17 protein-coding genes are annotated in these 17,826 nt (G+C 62.8%); 7 read left to right on the plus strand and 10 right to left on the minus strand.

The genetic code is table 11. The features are described 5' to 3' along the window. Positions 1 to 3 precede the first annotated feature (3 nt). From B5V03_RS09440 to B5V03_RS41400, 5 genes are all read right to left on the minus strand, one after another. The gene (locus B5V03_RS09440; protein WP_129269422.1) at positions 4 to 1,023 is read right to left on the minus strand and encodes a 2-dehydropantoate 2-reductase; all 1,020 of its coding nucleotides are present in this window, start codon (positions 1,021 to 1,023) and stop codon (positions 4 to 6) included. Positions 1,024 to 1,173: 150 nt separating this feature from the next. After that, the gene (locus B5V03_RS09445; protein WP_129269425.1) at positions 1,174 to 1,602 is read right to left on the minus strand and encodes a CBS domain-containing protein; all 429 of its coding nucleotides are present in this window, start codon (positions 1,600 to 1,602) and stop codon (positions 1,174 to 1,176) included. 187 nt (positions 1,603 to 1,789) lie between these two features. Continuing rightward, positions 1,790 to 3,112 carry an oxalate/formate MFS antiporter gene (gene oxlT, locus B5V03_RS09450; protein WP_129269427.1) on the minus strand — a complete coding sequence of 441 codons (1,323 nt, stop codon included), beginning with the start codon at positions 3,110 to 3,112 and terminating at the stop codon, positions 1,790 to 1,792. Between the two features lie 263 nt (positions 3,113 to 3,375). Continuing rightward, positions 3,376 to 4,662 carry an oxalate/formate MFS antiporter gene (oxlT, locus tag B5V03_RS09455; RefSeq protein ID WP_129269429.1) on the minus strand — a complete coding sequence of 429 codons (1,287 nt, stop codon included), beginning with the start codon at positions 4,660 to 4,662 and terminating at the stop codon, positions 3,376 to 3,378. Between the two features lie 294 nt (positions 4,663 to 4,956). Then, positions 4,957 to 5,094 (minus strand): hypothetical protein, encoded by a 138-nt coding sequence (locus tag B5V03_RS41400; protein ID WP_164987894.1) that lies wholly within the window; start codon positions 5,092 to 5,094, stop codon positions 4,957 to 4,959. Positions 5,095 to 5,374: 280 nt separating this feature from the next. On the opposite strand from B5V03_RS41400, the gene B5V03_RS09465 reads away from it, so the two are divergent. Continuing rightward, positions 5,375 to 6,703: an Hsp70 family protein gene (locus tag B5V03_RS09465; RefSeq protein WP_129269431.1), complete on the plus strand. Its 1,329-nt coding sequence runs from the start codon at positions 5,375 to 5,377 to the stop codon at positions 6,701 to 6,703. 275 nt (positions 6,704 to 6,978) lie between these two features. Here B5V03_RS09465 and B5V03_RS09475 read toward each other — a convergent pair whose 3' ends face one another. After that, positions 6,979 to 7,422: an SRPBCC family protein gene (locus tag B5V03_RS09475; RefSeq protein WP_129269433.1), complete on the minus strand. Its 444-nt coding sequence runs from the start codon at positions 7,420 to 7,422 to the stop codon at positions 6,979 to 6,981. A gap of 414 nt (positions 7,423 to 7,836) precedes the next feature. On the opposite strand from B5V03_RS09475, the gene B5V03_RS09480 reads away from it, so the two are divergent. From B5V03_RS09480 to B5V03_RS09495, 4 genes are all read left to right on the plus strand, one after another. Beyond that, complete coding sequence (locus tag B5V03_RS09480; RefSeq protein ID WP_245502186.1) at positions 7,837 to 8,607, plus strand: alpha/beta hydrolase family protein; 771 nt, start codon at positions 7,837 to 7,839, stop codon at positions 8,605 to 8,607. 297 nt (positions 8,608 to 8,904) lie between these two features. Beyond that, positions 8,905 to 9,114, plus strand: coding sequence for a cold-shock protein (locus B5V03_RS09485; protein ID WP_129269435.1), 210 nt, complete (start codon positions 8,905 to 8,907; stop codon positions 9,112 to 9,114). A gap of 98 nt (positions 9,115 to 9,212) precedes the next feature. Further along, positions 9,213 to 9,455 (plus strand): transcriptional regulator, encoded by a 243-nt coding sequence (locus B5V03_RS09490; RefSeq protein ID WP_129269437.1) that lies wholly within the window; start codon positions 9,213 to 9,215, stop codon positions 9,453 to 9,455. Positions 9,456 to 9,510: 55 nt separating this feature from the next. Continuing rightward, complete coding sequence (locus B5V03_RS09495) at positions 9,511 to 9,735, plus strand: hypothetical protein (protein ID WP_129269439.1); 225 nt, start codon at positions 9,511 to 9,513, stop codon at positions 9,733 to 9,735. Between the two features lie 14 nt (positions 9,736 to 9,749). On the opposite strand, the gene B5V03_RS09500 is transcribed toward B5V03_RS09495, so the two are convergent. From B5V03_RS09500 to B5V03_RS09515, 4 genes are all read right to left on the minus strand, one after another. Next, positions 9,750 to 9,932, minus strand: coding sequence for a hypothetical protein (locus B5V03_RS09500; RefSeq protein WP_129269441.1), 183 nt, complete (start codon positions 9,930 to 9,932; stop codon positions 9,750 to 9,752). 451 nt (positions 9,933 to 10,383) lie between these two features. Continuing rightward, positions 10,384 to 11,661, minus strand: a complete 1,278-nt coding sequence (gene frc, locus B5V03_RS09505; protein WP_129269443.1) for a formyl-CoA transferase — start codon at positions 11,659 to 11,661, stop codon at positions 10,384 to 10,386. A 63-nt stretch (positions 11,662 to 11,724) separates the two neighbouring features. Further along, positions 11,725 to 13,458 carry an oxalyl-CoA decarboxylase gene (gene oxc / locus B5V03_RS09510; protein WP_129269445.1) on the minus strand — a complete coding sequence of 578 codons (1,734 nt, stop codon included), beginning with the start codon at positions 13,456 to 13,458 and terminating at the stop codon, positions 11,725 to 11,727. A gap of 62 nt (positions 13,459 to 13,520) precedes the next feature. Next, a complete protein-coding gene (locus B5V03_RS09515; protein ID WP_164987895.1) occupies positions 13,521 to 14,252 on the minus strand; it encodes a GntR family transcriptional regulator in 732 nt (243 codons plus the stop codon). Positions 14,253 to 14,564: 312 nt separating this feature from the next. Between B5V03_RS09515 and B5V03_RS09520 the strand changes: the two genes are divergently transcribed. Continuing rightward, positions 14,565 to 16,694 carry an acetate--CoA ligase family protein gene (locus B5V03_RS09520; RefSeq protein WP_129269449.1) on the plus strand — a complete coding sequence of 710 codons (2,130 nt, stop codon included), beginning with the start codon at positions 14,565 to 14,567 and terminating at the stop codon, positions 16,692 to 16,694. A 207-nt stretch (positions 16,695 to 16,901) separates the two neighbouring features. Continuing rightward, positions 16,902 to 17,744 carry an IclR family transcriptional regulator gene (locus tag B5V03_RS09525; protein ID WP_129269712.1) on the plus strand — a complete coding sequence of 281 codons (843 nt, stop codon included), beginning with the start codon at positions 16,902 to 16,904 and terminating at the stop codon, positions 17,742 to 17,744. Positions 17,745 to 17,826: the final 82 nt, after the last annotated feature.

Here is a 17,826-nt window from a genome sequence, read left to right on the forward strand (position 1 = left end):
CCATCACGCCACCGCCAGTGCGCGGGGATCCGATGGCGCCGAGACGCCGTCATAGAGGCCGGCGATGCGGGCGCGTTGGGTCACCATGGCCAGCACCGAGTCGAGCGCGGGCGTCGCGATCCCGGTCAGGCGGCCCATCTCCTGCACCACCGTGACGAGCGGGTCGATCTCCATCGGGCGGCCGCGCTCGAGATCCTGGAGCATCGAGGTCTTGTGCGCGCCGACCTTGCGGGCGCCCTCGATGCGGCGTTCGACGTCGACGCGGAATTTGACGCCGAAGGTTTCGGCGATCGCTTGCGTCTCCATCATGATCGCGCGCGACAGCGCCCGCGTGGACGGATCGGTGCAGATCACGTCGAGCGTGGCATGGGTCAGCGCGCTGATCGGGTTGAAGCAGACATTGCCCCACAGCTTGAGCCAGATCTCGTCGCGGATGCGGTCGAGCACCGGCGCTTTCAGCCCGGCTGCGACGAACAGGTCGGCGAGGCGCTGCACGTCGGACGTGATCTCGCCGGAGGGCTCGCCGAGCGGAAAATTGTTGCCGTAGACGTGGCGGATCACGCCGGGCGCCTCGATCTCGGTGGCGGGATAGACGATGCAGCCGATGGCACGCTCGGCGCCGATCTCGCGCCACTGCCGCCCGCCGGGGTCGATGCTCTCCAGCGTCGAGTTCTCGTATTGGCCGCCGTGCTTGTGGAAGTACCAATAGGGGATGCCGTTGACGGCGGTGACGATGCGGGTGTGGGGCCCGAGCAGCGGCTGCATCTTCTCGATCACGCCGGTGATCGAATGCGCCTTCAGCGTGATGATGATGTAGTCCTGCACGCCGAGCTCGGCGGGATCGTCGGTGCAGCGCGGATGTACAATGTGCTTCTCCTCACCCGCGAGCAGCGTCAGCCCGTGCTCGCGCATCGCGGCGAGGTGGGCGCCGCGTGCGATCAGGCTGACATCGGCGCCAGCGCGCGCGAGCTGAACCCCGAGATATCCGCCGATCGCGCCGGCGCCGTAGATGCAGATCTTCATGAAATCCTCGCGGGAGACCGGAATTTGGGACGAAAGATCCGGTCCGGCGCGAACAGGTTCGAGCCGGGGCCGGTAGTCGCAGGGGAAGGGTTGCCGCCCTAAAGCGCGATGAGATCTGGAGGAATCGTCATCGCGCTTCAGGTTATTGCTCTAGGCTGCCGCTTGCGGCTTGCCGTTGATCGCTTCGTCCATGGCAGCAGCGATGTCGCGCATGCTGATGACCGAGACGAGGCTGTAGTCGTCGATCACGGGCAGGTGCCGGATGTGATTGCGGTTCATCAGGTGCCGGACGTGCTCGATCGTGTCGGTCGAGGTGCAGGAGATAAGTTGCTGCACCGAGACGAGCTGAGAGACCTTGATGTTGACGGCGTTGGCGCCGTGCTCGGCGACCGCGCGCACCACGTCGCGCTCGGTGAACATGCCGACCGCGGTGTTGCCCTCGGAACGGACCACGTCCTTGACCACCAGCGCGCTGATGTTGTTGGCGCGCATCAGCTTGGCGGCGATACCCACCGTTTCGTTCATTCGCACCGTAACAACGCGCGGCGTCTTCTTGCGCAGAATGTCTCCGACCAGCATTGCAACCTCCCTAGGTGAATGACAGGGTTAAGTGTGGTATACATAATGCCAATCGTCAAGCATTCGATTTGGCTGATCCGAAAATTCTTGCGGCAGCAATGCTGACGTTTGACGCGTACCAAAACGACAAAAAGAAAGGGGCGCATCGTTGCGCCCCTTTCTCAATCTTGCAAGGTGTGTGTGGTTGTTACGCCGTCTCGGTCTTGGCGGCGCCCGTTGCGGCATTGGCGCTCTCGGCTTCCTTGCCGAGGATGAAGGAGCGGCGCATCGGCTTGATCACGAACAGCGCCATCAGCGCCGCGGTTGCATTCAAGGCAACTGCCACCACGAACACGGCCTTCCAGCCGTAGGTCGCCGAGATCACGCTCGCGAGCGGGACGAGCAGGGACGCGGTGCCCTTGGCGGTGTAGAGCATGCCGTTGTTGGTGGTTGCGAACTTCGAGCCGAAGGTGTCGCCGCAGGTCGCCGGGAACAGCGAGTAGATTTCGCCGAACACGCCGAAATACACCGCGGTCGCGAGCACGAACACCACCGGGATGTGACCGTAAGCCGACAGCGTCAGCAGCATCAGCGCCGCCGTGCCGAAGGCGATGAACATGGTGTTCTCGCGGCCGATATTGTCGGAGACGAAGCCGAAGAACGGGCGTCCAAAACCATCGAAGATGCGGTCGAGCGAGATCGCGAAGGTCAATGCCGCCATCTGGAAGCCTGCAAGCGTCACCGGCGTATCGGCGATCTTGAAGTCGTGTGCGATGGGCGCGATCTGCGCCGCAGTCATCAGGCCGCCGGAAGCGACCATGACGAAAACGAGGTACATCACCCAGAAAATAGGGGCGCGCAGCACTTGCGGCGGGGTGAAGTCGATCTTGGTCTGCGGCAGGTTGAGCTGCTTCTTCTTCGGCGGAATCGAGAGCCGCGGCGGCTGGATGAAGAAGGCGAGGATGAAGACGATCACGCCCTGGCCGATGCCGAAGGTGAGGAAGGCGTGCTGATAGCCGCTCGTTGCGATCATGGTCGCGATCGGTACGATGGTGAGGGCTGCGCCTGCGCCGAAGCCGGCAGCGGTCGCGCCGGCGGCGAGGCCGCGGCGATCAGGGAACCATTTCAGCGCGTTGCCGACGCAGGTGCCGTAGACCGCGCCCGCGCCCATGCCGCCGATGACGGCGGCGGTATAGAGCAGGGCAAGGCTATCGGCGTAGGAGTTGAGAATCCAGGACAGCGCGATCATCACGCCGCCGAACATGATGACGATGCGCGGGCCGTATTTGTCGACGAACCAGGCCTCGATCGGCACCAGCCAGGTCTCGGTGACGACGAAGATGGTGAAGGCAAGCTGGATCGCGGCGCGACCCCAATGGTGCTCGTGATCGATCGGATCGACGAACAGCGTCCAGCCATATTGCAGATTGGCGATCATCGCCATGCAGACGATGCCCATGGCAAGCTGGAGCCAACGGAAACCTGTGCGAAGGGGCGCAGCCGTGACGGCGCCATCCGTGCTGGAAATCATCAACAACCTCCCAAGGCGCCTGATTGAATGCGACCTGGGATTGCAAGATGACCCAGTGTCGCAAATATTGTGGCTTATCGTCGCAAGCGCGGCGCGGAGCTTGGTATACCATATTCCAGAATGCAAGTCCTATCTTGTAACGCGGCGCAAGAAAAGTCCGCGGTTCCACCAGCCTCAGTGGTAGCCGGGCGTTCCGCCCAAAAACGAAAACGCCCGGCCGCGAGGCCGGGCGTCGTTGCTTGAAGTCTCTTGGGCGCAGCGCGTCAGACGGTCGATTTCGCGACCACCACCTTGCGCCAGGGTTTGAGCACCACGATCGCCAGCGCCGAGGCCAGGATGTTGGCGCCGGCCGCGATGATGAAGACGCTGTCCCAATTGCCCGACGATTGCTGCATGTAGTTGGCGATCGGGACCAGCAGCGCGGCGGTGCCCTTTGCGGTGTAGAGCAGGCCCGCATTGGTGGTCGCGAACTTGGCGCCGAACGTGTCGGTGCAGGTCGAGGGGAACAGCGAGTAGATCTCACCCCAGGCGAAGAACACGAAGCCCGAGAGCAGGACGAACCAGATCGGATCGTGGCCCCAGAGGTAGAGCATCCAGATGCCGACGCCTTCCATGCCGAAGGCGATGAACATCGTGTTCTCGCGGCCGATCATGTCCGAGATCCAGCCGAAGAACGGACGCGTCAGGCCGTTGAGCACGCGATCGATCGTCGCTGCGAACGTCACCGCGGTCATCGTCACCGCCATCAGCGTCACCGGAACGCTGTCGACCTTCCAGTCGACCGCGATCGGCTTCAGATTCGCCGTCACCATCAGGCCGCCGGCGCCGACGATCACGAACATGAAGTACATCAGCCAGAAGATCGGCTGGCGCAGCACCTCGGTCGGCTGGTAGTTGCGACGCGTCTGCACCAGCGCGGCGTTCGCCACCACGGCCGGCACCTGGCCTGCTTTCGGCGCGAGCAGGAAGAAGGCGAGGATGCAGATGATGATGCCTTGTCCGAGGCCGAAATAGAGGAAGGTGGTCTGGAAACCGCTGTCCTTGATCATGGCCTGGATCGGCGCGACGGTGAGGGCAGAGCCGGCACCGAAGCCCGCGGCCGTGATGCCCGCGGCAAGACCGCGCTTGTCGGGAAACCATTTCAGCGCGTTGCCGACGCAGGTGCCGTAGACGCCACCGGCGCCGATGCCTGCGATGATCATGCCGAGATAGTAGCCGTTGAGCGTGGTCGCCTGCGCGTTGATCGCCCAGCCGACGGCGCAGAGTACGCCGCCGACCAGCACGACGATGCGCGGGCCGTATTTGTCGACGAACCATCCTTCGACCGGCACCAGCCAGGTCTCGAACAGCACGAACAACGTAAAGGCCCACTGGATCGATGCGCGATCCCAGCCGAATTTTTTCTGGATGTCGGGGACGAAGAACGTCCAGCCGTATTGATAATTGGCGATCATCACCATCGCCGCGACACCGACCGTCAATTGCGCCCAGCGATACGTGTCGCTAACGCGCGCGGCGGTCGGAGCTGTTGCCTGCACCATGTCCGTCATAAAGCCTCCCGTGGCGCCTCTAATTTTCTTGCGAGCGCTGGAGAGGCATTCTTGTATTCATTATGCCAAGGTTCAAGCGCTGGTCCGGCCACCGTGCGCAAATGCCGCAGACCTTGCCGGCCTGGGCTTGTGAATCGGACAGCGCAAATAGAAATGGCCCCGTCGTGCGGGGCCATTCATCAAAAGTAGTACGTCGGCGATTTTGAAACCCGCGTGCCGATCCGGCAGCGCTAAAGCATGATCCGGAAAAGTGTGAAGCGGTTTTCCGAAAAGATCATGCGCAGGGTTTAACGCTTACAGGCCGAAGCGGGGCAGGTCGCCGTTGTGGTTGGAGATCTCGGCGCTCGCCATCAGGAAGCGATCGACCGCGGCCATGAAGCGAGCGAACAGCGAGGTGGTGGGCGCGAGCGCGACGGAAGCGGTCTTGGACATCGGAAATCCCTTTCTTAAGACAGTCAGTATTGCTGTCTCATTTCGAAAGGCAATCTACGTATACCAGATGCCAGTGTCCATGCATGCCATTGCATAGCAGCATGTCCTCTGCTGCATTGCAATATAATGATGCGTTAAAGCAGCCGGTCCGGGCATAAAACGCCCCAGAGTCGTTGAATCCGCGCCGTCTGGCTGTCGCGGTGCACAATCTGGCCTTGGCAGGGCAGTCCAAAGCCGTTAGTGGTCTGCCCCCTTTTCCAATCATCTATCAGAGTGGTTCATGTCGAGCGCCTCGCCCGCCGTCTCGATCGGCATCGATTTTGGGACCAGCAATACGGTCGTGGCCATCGCCGCGGACGACCGCCGGGTCGAGGCCATCCGCTTCGACCATGGCGGCCAGCGCCACAGCGTTTTCGTGTCGGCCCTGTGCTTCTGGGAGGACCGGCCGGGCGCCGGCGCCCAGGCCGAGGGTGGACCGTGGGCGATCGAGACGTTCCTCGAAGGACGCCACATCTACCGCTTCCTCCAGTCGTTCAAGACGTTTGCGGCGAGCTCCAGCTTCAACACCACGCAAGTGTTCCGGCAGCGCTTCAAGTTCGAGGACATTCTGGCGGCGTTCCTGCGGACGCTGGCGCGCCATGGCGGCGACAAATTCGGCTTCGCAACATCGTCCATCACGGTCGGACGCCCCGTGCGCTTCGCCGGCGGCAATCCCGACGAGGCGTTGGCAATGCAGCGCTACCGGGCCGCGTTCGAAAGCCTCGGCGCGGGCCATGCGCGCTACGTCTACGAGCCCGTGGGCGCGGCGTTCTCCTTCGCCCGCCGGCTGGAGCGTGATGCCACCGTGCTGGTTGCGGATTTCGGCGGCGGCACCAGCGACTTCTCCGTGATGCGCTTTTCGCGCGCGGGCGGCACGCTTCGCGCCGAGCCGCTTGGCCACGCCGGCATCGGCATTGCCGGCGACACCTTCGATTACCGCATCGTCGACCATGTCGTCTCGCCGCGGCTCGGCAAGGGCTCCAGCTTCCGCTCGTTCGACAAGGTGCTGCCGGTCCCGAGCGGCCACTACACCAACCTCGCGCGCTGGCATCAGCTCGCGATGATGAAGAGCAACGGCGATCTGCGCGAGCTCCGGGAGCTCCAGCGCTCCGCGCTGAAGCCGAAGCTGCTCGAGGACTTCATCACCATCGTCGATCTCGACCTCGGCTTCTCGCTGTACCGCGCGGTGTCCGACGCCAAGGTCGCGCTGTCGGGCCACGACGAGGTGGACTTCCGCTTCAAGGGCGGCGGCGTCGACATCGGCGCGGCCATCACCCGGAAGAATTTCGAATCCTGGATTGCCGACGACATCGCCCGGCTGGGGGCCACCGTCGACAAGGTGCTGGGCGAAGCCGGCATCACCGCGCGCGAGGTGGAGAAGGTGTTCTTGACCGGCGGCACGTCCTTCGTTCCGGCCGTCAGGAAGCTGTTCGCCGACCGGTTCGGCAACGAGCGGCTGATGTCGGGCGACCAGTTCGAGTCGATCGCCTACGGCCTCGCGCTGATCGGGCACAGTCCCGATCCCGATCGCTGGACCGCAGGCGGCGGGATCGCAAAGGCGGGCGCGTAACGATCGTTCCGATCAGGGTTGTTCTCTCGGAAGGTTCGGCATCCTCCGTCATTGCGAGCGTAGCGAAGCAATCCAGAATCTTTCTGCGGAGACAGTCTGGATTGCTTCGTCGCAAGTGCTCCTCGCAATGACGGCTTGGGGCGATCTGCGCGTCCAATCAAAAGTGCCGTAGGGTGGGCAAAGCGGAGCGTGCCCACGCATCTGTCGCCGTATCGGAAAGATCGTGGGCACGGCGCAAGTGCGCCTTTGCCCACCCTACGACAACAACGTCGCCGCTACTGGTTGATCTCGGGCTCGACGAGCCTTGACAGGTTCCGCAGCGATTCCTGCCAGCCGAGATAGCAGGCCTCCGGCGGGATGACGTCGGGGATGCCGGCCTGCGTGATATCGAGCTCGGTGCCGACCGAGACCTTCTTCAGGATCACGGTCACCTCGATCACCCCGGGCAGATTGGGATCGTCGAACTTGTCGGTGTAGCGCAGCCGCTCGCCGGGAACGAGCTCGAGATACTCACCGCCGAAAGCGTGGCTGTGGCCCGTCGTGAAGTTCCGGAACGACATTTTGAACGTGCCGCCGACCTTCGGCTCGAAGTGGTGCACGGTGCAGGTGAAGCCGTTCGGCGGCAGCCATTTCGCCAGCGCATCCGCCTCCAGGAAGGCGCGATAGATCTTTTCCGGGCTGGTGGGCAGAACGCGGTGCAGGCGGACGGTGCTTGGCATGATGGTTATCCCTGTGAATTGATGGGCTCGACGTTGTCGTCTACTGCCCATTCATGTCCAGAGGACGAACGAGATGTCGCCGATCCGACAGGGCGTCTTGGATTTTCTGCTGGCTTACCGGTCCGGCAGAAAAGGATGAGTTTGCCGGTGATGGATTGAGGCCACAATTTCGCTATCGTTCTTCGTTCAACTTCTGCGCGAGATCAGGGGACTTCCGTTGCGCAGGACGTTTTGGGCTTACGCCATCCTGCTCTGCCGTCTTGGCTCGCCTGCCGAGGCCGCGGGCATTCAGCTTCTCGAGTCCGATCCCGCGCTCGCAGGCGCGATCTGGTATCCGTGTGCGAAGGAGCCCGAACATGTGTCGCTCGGCAGTCTTTCCGTCGGTGCCGATTTCGACCTGAAGGGCGTGAAGGATTGCCACGTCACGGGCGCAAAGCTGCCGCTCATCATCTTCTCGCACGGCCGGGGCGGTTCTTCGGTCAGCACCACGACACCGCGGCAGCGCTGGCCGACGCTGGATTTGTCGTCGCGTCGATCAATCATCCCGGCGATACTTATAGCGACTCCTCGCGGCGCGACACATTGTCGGTCTGGGGATCGCGTCCGGCAGACATCGTGCGCCTGCTCGACTTTCTGTTGAAGGACTGGAAGGACAGGGCGGTGATCGATCCTGCCAAGGTCGGCTTCTTCGGCTTCTCGCTTGGCGGCTCTACCGGCTTTGTGCTGATGGGGACCAGGCCGGATTTCGCGCGCATCGCCAGCTTCTGCAAGGAGACGATCGGCGCTTGCGCAGAGTTGCACAGCGGCGAGACGCCGCCAGAGCCAATACACGATGCGCGTATCCGCACCGCGGTGATCGTCGATCCCGCGCCGGGCACCCTGACGCGGGAGAATCTGGCCGTCGTCAAGGTGCCGTTCCAGTTCTGGCGCTCGCAGTTCGGCGGCCCGGGCGTCGGCGACGGTTCGGGCACGGAGCGCGTCGCGGAGGGATTGCCGGGCAAGCCCGACATTCATGTCGTGCCCGCCGGCCACTTTGCTTTCCTCGCGCCTTGCTCGCCGGAGCTTGCGGCAGCCATCCCCCGCATCTGCACCGATACGCCGGCAGGATTCGACAGGGTGGGCTTCCACCGCGAGTTCAACGCGGCGGTCGTGACGTATTTTCGTGAGCAGCTCGGAGAGCAATGAGCTTCGCGATCGGTGAGGCGCCGCGAAATGCCATTTGCCGGGCAGGCATCGGCTTTTCGGATGATGGGCCCGCACCCCAACGGCATACCTGCGATCATCCCCGCTGAGCTCCTGGGGCAATTGAATTTGGCCCAGCCTTGCAAATGACGCTGATGAGGTATACGTTGGAGCCGTTCGTTCAGCCGCTGTGCCTTGTTGAATGCGCCCGCGGGCTCCTTTTCCATAGACATCGACGAATTGAATTTGTTCTGCGTGACGATCACGCGGAACCCGCGCGTATGCGCTATGGAGAAGAAAATGACGACAGGTACAGTGAAGTGGTTCAACGGCCAGAAGGGCTTTGGATTCATTCAGCCCGACGACGGCGGCACCGATGTGTTCGTTCATATCAGCGCGGTCGAGCGGGCTGGTCTTGCGGGTCTCGCCGAGGGCCAAAAGGTCAACTTCGAGGCCAAGACCGACAAGATGCGGGGCAAGGTCAGCGCAGAGAATCTCTCGCTGGCCTAAAGGCCCTGGCGCCGTTTCACGGATGTACTGAAACGGCCTCGCTGCCCGCTCGATCTCCGGATTGAGCGGGTTTTGTCCGTTTCTCAGCAGGGTGAATAATGAGCGCCAAGAAACCGGCCGAACAGTCACCTGAATCTATCGCCCGCTCCAATCGTCAGCGTTTAGCCGCTGAAGAAGGCGTCCGGGCCATGGCGGATGCCGAAAAGCAATCCGTCGACATTCGCAAGAACATGGCGCGGCTTCGAGAGCTGCGCGAAGCCAAGGAAGCGGCCGACGCAACGCTTCAGGCATCGTCGCCGGCCACCATCCCGGCGAAGCGCAAGAAGAAGCTGCCGCGATAAACGACGTCGACAGCGTCAGACGAAAATCTGGAGAGGGCCGGTCACATGCCAAAGAGTGCGGGTCTTGCCTAGAATCAAGTCGGACGGCGGTGGCACAATCACGTTCTTTCTCGCGCTTGGCGCGGGACGACAAATGTGCCGGCTTGCGACGACGTTTCTGACGCAGAAGCAGGCCTTCAGCTATCTTCACAAGAACCGAACTGAACTGGAGCGCATCGCGCGAGCGCGGCTGGCTTCAGGGGAGCTCGAAGACGGGATCGTCATGCTCTCGATGCTCTAGCTGAGCCTCGATAGCTATTCGCTGCGATCTCCCGGCTTGGCCTCGCGTGCCAATCGTTCCGTCTTTAGGCGCTCGCGGTTTTCGTTGAAGGAGTGCTGGTCCTTCGCGTAGTCATTCATCGGCTTCTGCGTCTTGACAGGCTTGAACGCCTTGTCGGCTTCACGCTTGGCGCGATCAGGGGAATGATCTCTCAACATTTCGACCTCGATTTAATCAACTGGCGTGGTCCCGACGATTGCCGGACGCGACGCTTTTCCTGCACAGATATGGATCGACGCCCTCCGGATGAGAAGGCGGCCAATTCTTCAGCGTTGGGCAGGTCTCTTGCGAGGCGCTCAGTCACTCGCTGGGGAGGCGGCATGCTCGCTTCTGAAAGCACGCCGGTTAATGACGTAACGAACAGCCCCTACATCTGTTCCGTGGGAACAATCTTTAATTCCTCGATGATGGGTATAATACCCCTGTTTTGCCCGACGCGTCAAAGAAATTTCTAAAAAATCGAAATTGCTTATACGGCCAACGCGTTGGCTACTGTGCATGGGGTTGTTTTTTAGCTTTTTGGTTTGAGCCTGCGACCGTGCGGCCTTGCCCATGCAAAAAAGGGCCGCCCCGAAGGGCGGCCCTTTCGTCGTTCTCTGAGTGGTCCGCCTACTCGGCGGCCTGCTTCTGCGGCGGGTCGAGCGCGCCGGACTTGTGGATGTCGGCGACCTGGTGGTCGCTGAAGCCGAGCACCGAGCGCAGGATCTCGTCAGTGTGCTCGCCGAGCAGCGGCGACCGCTGCACGTCGCTCGGGCTATCCGACAGCTTGATCGGGTTGCCGACCGAGATGTACTTGCCGCGGGTGGGGTGATCGACCTCGACGACGGTGCCGGTGGCGCGCAGCGACTGGTCCTCGGCGATCTCCTTCATCGACAGGATCGGGCCGCAGGGGATGTCGTCCTTGTTGAGGATTTCCATCGCCTCGAACTTCGTCTTCGTCATCGTCCATTGTTCGATGCGGCCGAAGATTTCGTTCAGGCGCGGCAGGCGGACGGCCGGCTTGGAATAGTTCGGGTCGGTCTTCCAGGTCGGCTCGCCGATCACGTCGCAGATCTTCTCCCAGACCGGGGCCTGGGTGATGAAGTAGATGTAGGCGTTGGGATCGGTCTCCCAGCCCTTGCACTTCAGGATGCGGCCGGGCTGGCCACCGCCGGAATCGTTGCCGGCGCGCGGCACGGCATCGCCGAACGGAATGCCTTCGCCGAACTGGCTGTATTCTTTCAGCGGGCCGTGGGCGAGGCGCTGCTGGTCGCGCAGCTTGACGCGCGCGAGGTTGAGCACGCCGTCCTGCATCGCGGCGGTGACGCGCTGGCCCTTGCCCGAATGCGTGCGCTGATAAAGCGCGGTAACGATGCCGAGCGCGAGATGCAGGCCGGTGCCGCTGTCGCCGATCTGCGCGCCGGTGACGAGCGGCAGGCCGTCGCGGAAGCCGGTGGTGGAGGCGGCGCCGCCGGTGCACTGCGCGACGTTCTCATAGACCTTGCAGTCTTCGTACGGTCCGGGACCAAAGCCCTTGATCGAGGCGACGATCATCTTCGGGTTGATCGACTGGATCTTCTCCCAGGGGAAGCCCATGCGGTCGAGCACGCCGGGGCCGAAATTCTCGACCAGCACGTCGCACTTCTTGATCAGCTCGGTGAGGACTTCCTTGCCCTTGGGGTTCTTGGTGTCGAGCGTGATCGAACGCTTGTTGTGGTTCAGCATGGTGAAATACAGGCTGTCCACGTTCGGGATGTCCTGCAGCTGGCCGCGGGTGATGTCACCCACGCCCGGGCGTTCCACCTTGATCACGTCGGCGCCGAACCAGGCCAGCAGCTGCGTGCAGGTCGGACCGGATTGAACGTGGGTGAAGTCGAGAATGCGAACGCCCTCGAGCGCTTTGGTCATGGTGTTGCTCCGTACTCTGTCTGCCCCCGCCAACCGCAGGGATTAAAGGGTTGAGGGGTGGACTTACTTTTTCTTCTGCAAAACGCTCTGCGGATTGAGGTTGCCGATGCGGCCGCTCTCCGAGCCTGCGGCCGGATCGATCACCGCGTTGATGAGCGTCGGCTTGCCCGAGGCCATCGCCTCGTTGACGGCGCGCTTCAGTTCATCCGGCGAGGTGGCATTCACGCCGACGCCGCCAAAGGCTTCCATCATCTTGTCGTAGCGCGCGCCCTTGACGAACACAGTCGTCGCGGGATCGGCGTTGACGCTGTTGACGTCGGTACCGCGATAGATGCCGTCATTGTTGAAGATGACGATGCAGATCGGCAGGTTGTAGCGGCAGATGGTCTCGACCTCCATGCCGGAGAAGCCGAACGCGCTGTCGCCTTCCACCGCGAGCACGGGGTGACCGGTCTCGAGCGCAGCCGCGATCGCCTGGCCCATGCCGATGCCCATCACGCCCCAGGTGCCGACGTCGAGACGCTTGCGTGGGCGATACATGTCGATCACGCCGCGGGCGAGGTCGAGCGTGTTGGCGCCCTCGTTGACGAGGATCGCCTCGGGGTGATCCTTAATGACGTTCTTCAAGACGCCGAGCGCGCCGTGATAATCCATCGGCGATTTGTTGTTCATGAGCTTCGGCGCCATCTTGGCGACGTTCTCGTCGCGCTTGGACGCGATGGCCTTGGTCCATTCGGCCGGCGGCGCGGTCCAACCCGTGGCGATCGCCTGGTTGAAGGCCGAGACCACAGAGCCGATGTCGCCGACGACGGGCGCGACGATCTCGACGTTGGAGTCCATCTCGCGCGGCTCGATGTCGACCTGGATGAACTTCTTCGGGGTCTCGCCCCAGTTCTTGCCCTTGCCGTGCGAGAGCAGCCAGTTCAGCCGCGCGCCGATCAGCAGCACGACGTCGGACTCTTTCAGCACCGTCGAGCGGGCCGCACCTGCGCATTGCGGATGGGTGTCGGAGAGGAGGCCCTTGGCCATGCTCATCGGCAGGAAGGGGACGCCGCTCTTCTCGACGAAGGTCTTGATCTCCTCGTCGGCCTGCGCGTAGGCCGCGCCCTTGCCGAGGATGATGAGCGGACGTTTTGCACTCTTGAGCACATCAAGCGCGCGCTTGATCGAAGCGGGCGAGGGGATCTGCGCGGGCGCAGCATCAATCACCTTGACCAGCGACTTCCGGCCGGCATCGGCGTTCATCACCTGGCCGAACAGCTTTGCCGGCAGGTCGAGATAGACGCCGCCCGGACGACCCGAGACCGCGGCACGGATGGCGCGGGCAAGGCCGATGCCGATGTCCTGGGCGTGCAGCACGCGATAGGCCGCCTTGCACAGCGGCTTTGCGATCGCGAGCTGGTCCATCTCTTCGTAGTCGCCCTGCTGGAGGTCGACGATCTCGCGCTCGGAGGAGCCCGAGATCAGGATCATCGGGTAGCAGTTGGTGGTGGCGTGCGCGAGCGCGGTGAGACCGTTGAGGAAGCCGGGCGCGGACACCGTGAGGCAGATGCCGGGCTTCTTGGTGAGGTAGCCGGCGATGCCTGCCGCATAACCTGCGTTCTGCTCGTGGCGGAACGAGATCATGCGAATGCCTTCGGCCTGCGCCATGCGGCCCAGATCCGTGATCGGGATGCCCGGCACATTATAGATGGTGTTGATGCCGTTCAGCTTGAGCGCGTCGATGACGAGATGAAAACCATCCGTCAATTCCTGCTCGGTGCCCGGTGCTTCGGACTTGGTCGCGGTGTTCAGCATGGGCCTTGTCTCCCTGGTCTCAAGATAACGGGGCGAGTTTTTCGCCCTTCTGGTGAACGTTGCTAGTTGAACAGTTCCTGACCGTGCGCTTCGACGTAAGCGGCAAGGCCAAGGGTGTGGTCGCGGGCGCGCTTCTCCGCGAGCTCGGTGTCGCGTGCTTCCAGTGCTTCGATCATGCCGAGATGCTCGGGCAGCGAGGTCGCGGTGCGGTCCTTGCGTCCGATGGTCAGCTGGCGATAGCCGCGCACGTGCAGCAGCAGGTCGTTGGTGAGATCGACCAGCACCGGCGATTCCGACAGCGAGATCAGCGCCTGGTGGAAGGCGATGTTGGCGCGAGAATATTCCTCGACGTGATCTTCGGGCAGGCGGTCCTTGCTGAAGTCCTTGAAGTAGTCGCGCAGCGCCGTGATGTCTTTCTTGCGTGCGGTGGTGGTGATGAGGCGCGCCGCCATGCTCTCCAGCGCCGCCCAGGCGCGGATCATGTCGACGATCTCGCTCTTGGTCCTTCGCACCACCATGATGCCGCGGCGCGGAACCGTCTTCACGAAACCGTCCTGCTCCAGCATCGCGATGGCTTCGCGGATCGGGGTTCGGCTCACACCAAGACGTTCGGACAACGCGCGCTCGTCGAGCATCACCGGCTCGGGCGTCGAATAGATGTCCATCTTGAGGATGGCTTCCTTCAAGGCGTCATACGCCTTGTTCTTGAAGCTGCTCTCCGGGGCAATACGAACGATTGCGATATCTGCCTCGGCCATGTTCGGCAACGCCTTGGTTGTTTTCCGCAGTGACACGACGAATCTCCTCCAGTGGGAGTCGTCTTTTACAGGATTATTAACGGGAAAGTTTTTGGCATACCACATGCCAGAATGTCAAGCTGCCTATTTTTTGCGGCATTCTAGGCAGTGCATCAGCTTGACAAATTGGCTCCTGGCATACCAAATGCCATCGCTAGCCATTTTTGATCCAAGGCGGCGGAGGTATCTCAGGCTTTATGCCACTCCGTTCCGCGACATGGAACAGAGCGCGGCGAATGGCAAGCATCACGGGCAGCCGCAACACGCGCGCGCTTTGCAAAGAACGAACTAGGTCAAGGGAGAAGCCACATGTCCAATTCCAAAGATGCCGTCCGCAAGGTGCTCGACCAAGTCAAGGCAGACAACCGCACCAGCCTGACGGCGCCGGAAGGCAAGCTGGTCTGCGACGCCTACGGCATTCCGGTGCCGAAGGAGGGCGTGGCCAAGTCGGCAGGCGAAGCCGGCAAGATGGCCTCCTCCATGGGCTTCCCTGTCGTGATGAAGATCGTCTCGCCGGATATTCTCCACAAGACCGAAGCCGGCGGCGTCATCGTCGGCCTCAAGACTGCCGAGGATGCCGAGAAGGCCTACGAGACCATTCTCGGCAATGCCAGGAAGTACAAGGCTGATGCCAAGATCGAGGGCGTCCAGGTGCAGCAGATGCTGGCCGGGGGCACCGAGGTCATCGTCGGCTCGATCACCGACGGCTCGTTCGGCAAGCTGGTCGCCTTCGGCCTCGGCGGCGTGCTGGTCGAAGTCTTGAAGGACATTACCTTCCGCCTCGCGCCCGCCACCAAGCAAGACGCGCTCTCGATGCTCGACGGCATTCAGGCGCATGAGATTTTGAAGGGCGTGCGCGGCGGCGAGCCGGTCAACCGCACGGCGCTCGCCGACGTCATCGTCAAGGTCTCGCAGCTCGTCACCGATTTCCCAGAGATCATCGAACTCGACCTCAACCCGGTGTTTGCGACGGCCAAGGACGCGATCGCCGCCGACGTGCGCATCGTCGTCGACTTCGCCTATGTGCCGAAGCCCAAGCCGCGCCCGACCGAAGAGATCGTCGCGGCGATGAGCCGCATCATGCAGCCGAAGGCGGTCGCCGTGGTCGGCGCCTCCGCCGAGGACGGCAAGATCGGCAACTCCGTGATGAAGAACCTCATCAATGGCGGTTACAAGGGCGACATCTATCCGATCCACCCCAAGGCTGCCGAGATCCTCGGCTACAAGGCCTACAAGAGCGTCAAGGACGTGCCCGGCGTGATCGACACCGCGGTGTTCGCGATCCCCGCGAAGTTCGTGGCCGCGGCGCTCACCGAGTGCGGCGAGAAAAAAATCCCGGGCGCGGTGCTGATCCCGTCCGGCTTTGCGGAGGCCGGCGCACCGGAGCTTCAGGCCGAGATCGTCGAGGTCGGCAAGAAGTACGACATCCGCCTGATGGGGCCGAACATCTACGGTTTCTACTATACCCCGGCCAATCTCTGCGCGACCTTCTGCACCGCCTATGACGTCAAGGGCCACGCAGCGCTGTCGTCGCAGTCGGGCGGCATCGGCATGGCCATCATCGGTTTTTCGCGCTCGGCCAAGATGGGCGTCTCCGCGATCGTCGGCCTCGGCAACAAGTCCGATATCGACGAGGACGATCTGCTCGCCTTCTTCGAGCAGGATCCGAACACCAATTTGATCGCGCAGCACTGCGAAGATCTCAAGGACGGCCGTGCCTTCGCGGAAGCCGCCAAGCGCGTCTCCAAGAAAAAGCCCGTCATCGTGCTCAAGGCCGGCCGTACCTCGGCCGGCGCCAAGGCGGCTTCGTCGCACACGGGCGCGCTCGCCGGTAACGACAAGATCTACGAGGATGTGCTGGCGCAATCGGGCGTGATCCGCGCCCGCAGCTTGCGTCAGCTGCTCGAATTCGCCCGCGGCGTGCCGGTGCTGCCGACGCCGAAGGGCGAGAACGTGCTGATCATCACCGGTGCAGGCGGTTCGGGCGTGCTGCTGTCGGACTCCTGCGTCGACAACGGCCTGTCGCTGATGGCGATGCCGCCGGATCTCGATGCGGCCTTCCGCAAGTTCATCCCGCCGTTTGGAGCGGCCGGAAATCCTGTGGATATCACCGGCGGCGAGCCGCCGATCACCTACGTCAACACGGTGAAGCTCGGTCTGACGGACGAGCGCATCCATTCTCTGATCCTCGGCTATTGGCACACCATCGTCACGCCGCCGATGGTGTTCGCCCGCAACATGGTCGAGGTGAAGAAGGAGATGGAGGCCAAGGGTTTTGTGAAGCCCATCGTGGCCTCGCTCGCCGGCGACGTCGAGGTCGAGGAAGCTGCCGAATATCTCTACCAGAACGGTATCCCGGCCTACGCCTATTCGACCGAACTGCCGGTCGAGGTGCTCGGCGCCAAGTACAAGTGGGCGCGCGGGGCAGGGCTGCTCTGAGCTGTGACTTCACCTCTCCCCGCGCGCGGGGAGAGGTCGAATTGCGAAGCAATTCGGGTGAGGGGGACTCTCCACGAGTCTAACTGTCACCGTCCTTGCGGAGACTCCCCCTCACCCTAACCCTCTCAGCGCGAGCGAAGCTCGTCGCGGCCCCGCAAGCGGGTAGAGGGAAAAAAGAATAGGGCGAGGGAGAACGGTCAGGTCGCGATGAGCAAGAACGTGATCCGGCGCAAACCGCTCGAGCCCCGATCGCCGTCGGAGGCCGACCATGACGCGCGCGACGGCGGCGTGCAGTCCGTCGACCGCGCTCTGTCGATCCTCGAAACGCTGGCCGAAGACGACGAGGGCTATCGCCTCAGCGATCTCGCGGTCCGCACCGGCCTGTCGGCCTCCACCGTCCACCGCCTGCTGGCAACGCTGGAGAGCCGCCGCTTCGTTCAGTTCGACCGCGCCGAATCGAAATGGCATGTCGGCGTGCGCAGTTTTACGGTCGGCGCCAGCTTCGCGCGGCGGCGCAATTTCTCCACGCAAGCGATTCCGTACTTGCGCAAGCTGCGTGATCTCACCCGCGAGACCGCCAACCTCGCCGTGGTCGATGACGAGTTCATCATCGTGCTGACCCGCATGGAGAGCCGCGAGATCATGCGCTCGCTGACCCAGGTCGGCGGCCGCGTCGCCATGGTGACGTCGGGCGTCGGCAAGGCGGTGCTCGCCACCTATTCGGACGAGGATGTCGGTGCCGTCATTCGCCATCACGGCATGCCCCGCTTGACCGAGAAGTCGATCGTGCGGCCGGGCGATCTGTTCAAGGAGCTCGCGACGATCCGCAAACAGGGCTTTGCGATCGACGACGAAGAGGCCTCCATGGGCCTGCGCTGTATTGCCGCAGTCGTCTACAACGACTGCGCCGAGCCGCTCGCGGCGATCTCCGTCTCGGGCATGACCAGCCGTCTGACCGACGAGAGATTGCCGGAAATCGGGCAAATTGTGCGCGATGTCGCCGGTGAGTTGACGCTCGCACTCGGCGGCGTGATGCCGGCGTCCCGCTAACAGGAACCAGGCCCTGTCGCTGGACAGCATCGGTCGTTTTGGCTGATATGCGACCAAACGACACAATGCGGCAGCTGATCAG

The organism is Bradyrhizobium betae (genome assembly GCF_004123905.1).
GTDB lineage: Bacteria > Pseudomonadota > Alphaproteobacteria > Rhizobiales > Xanthobacteraceae > Bradyrhizobium > Bradyrhizobium betae_A.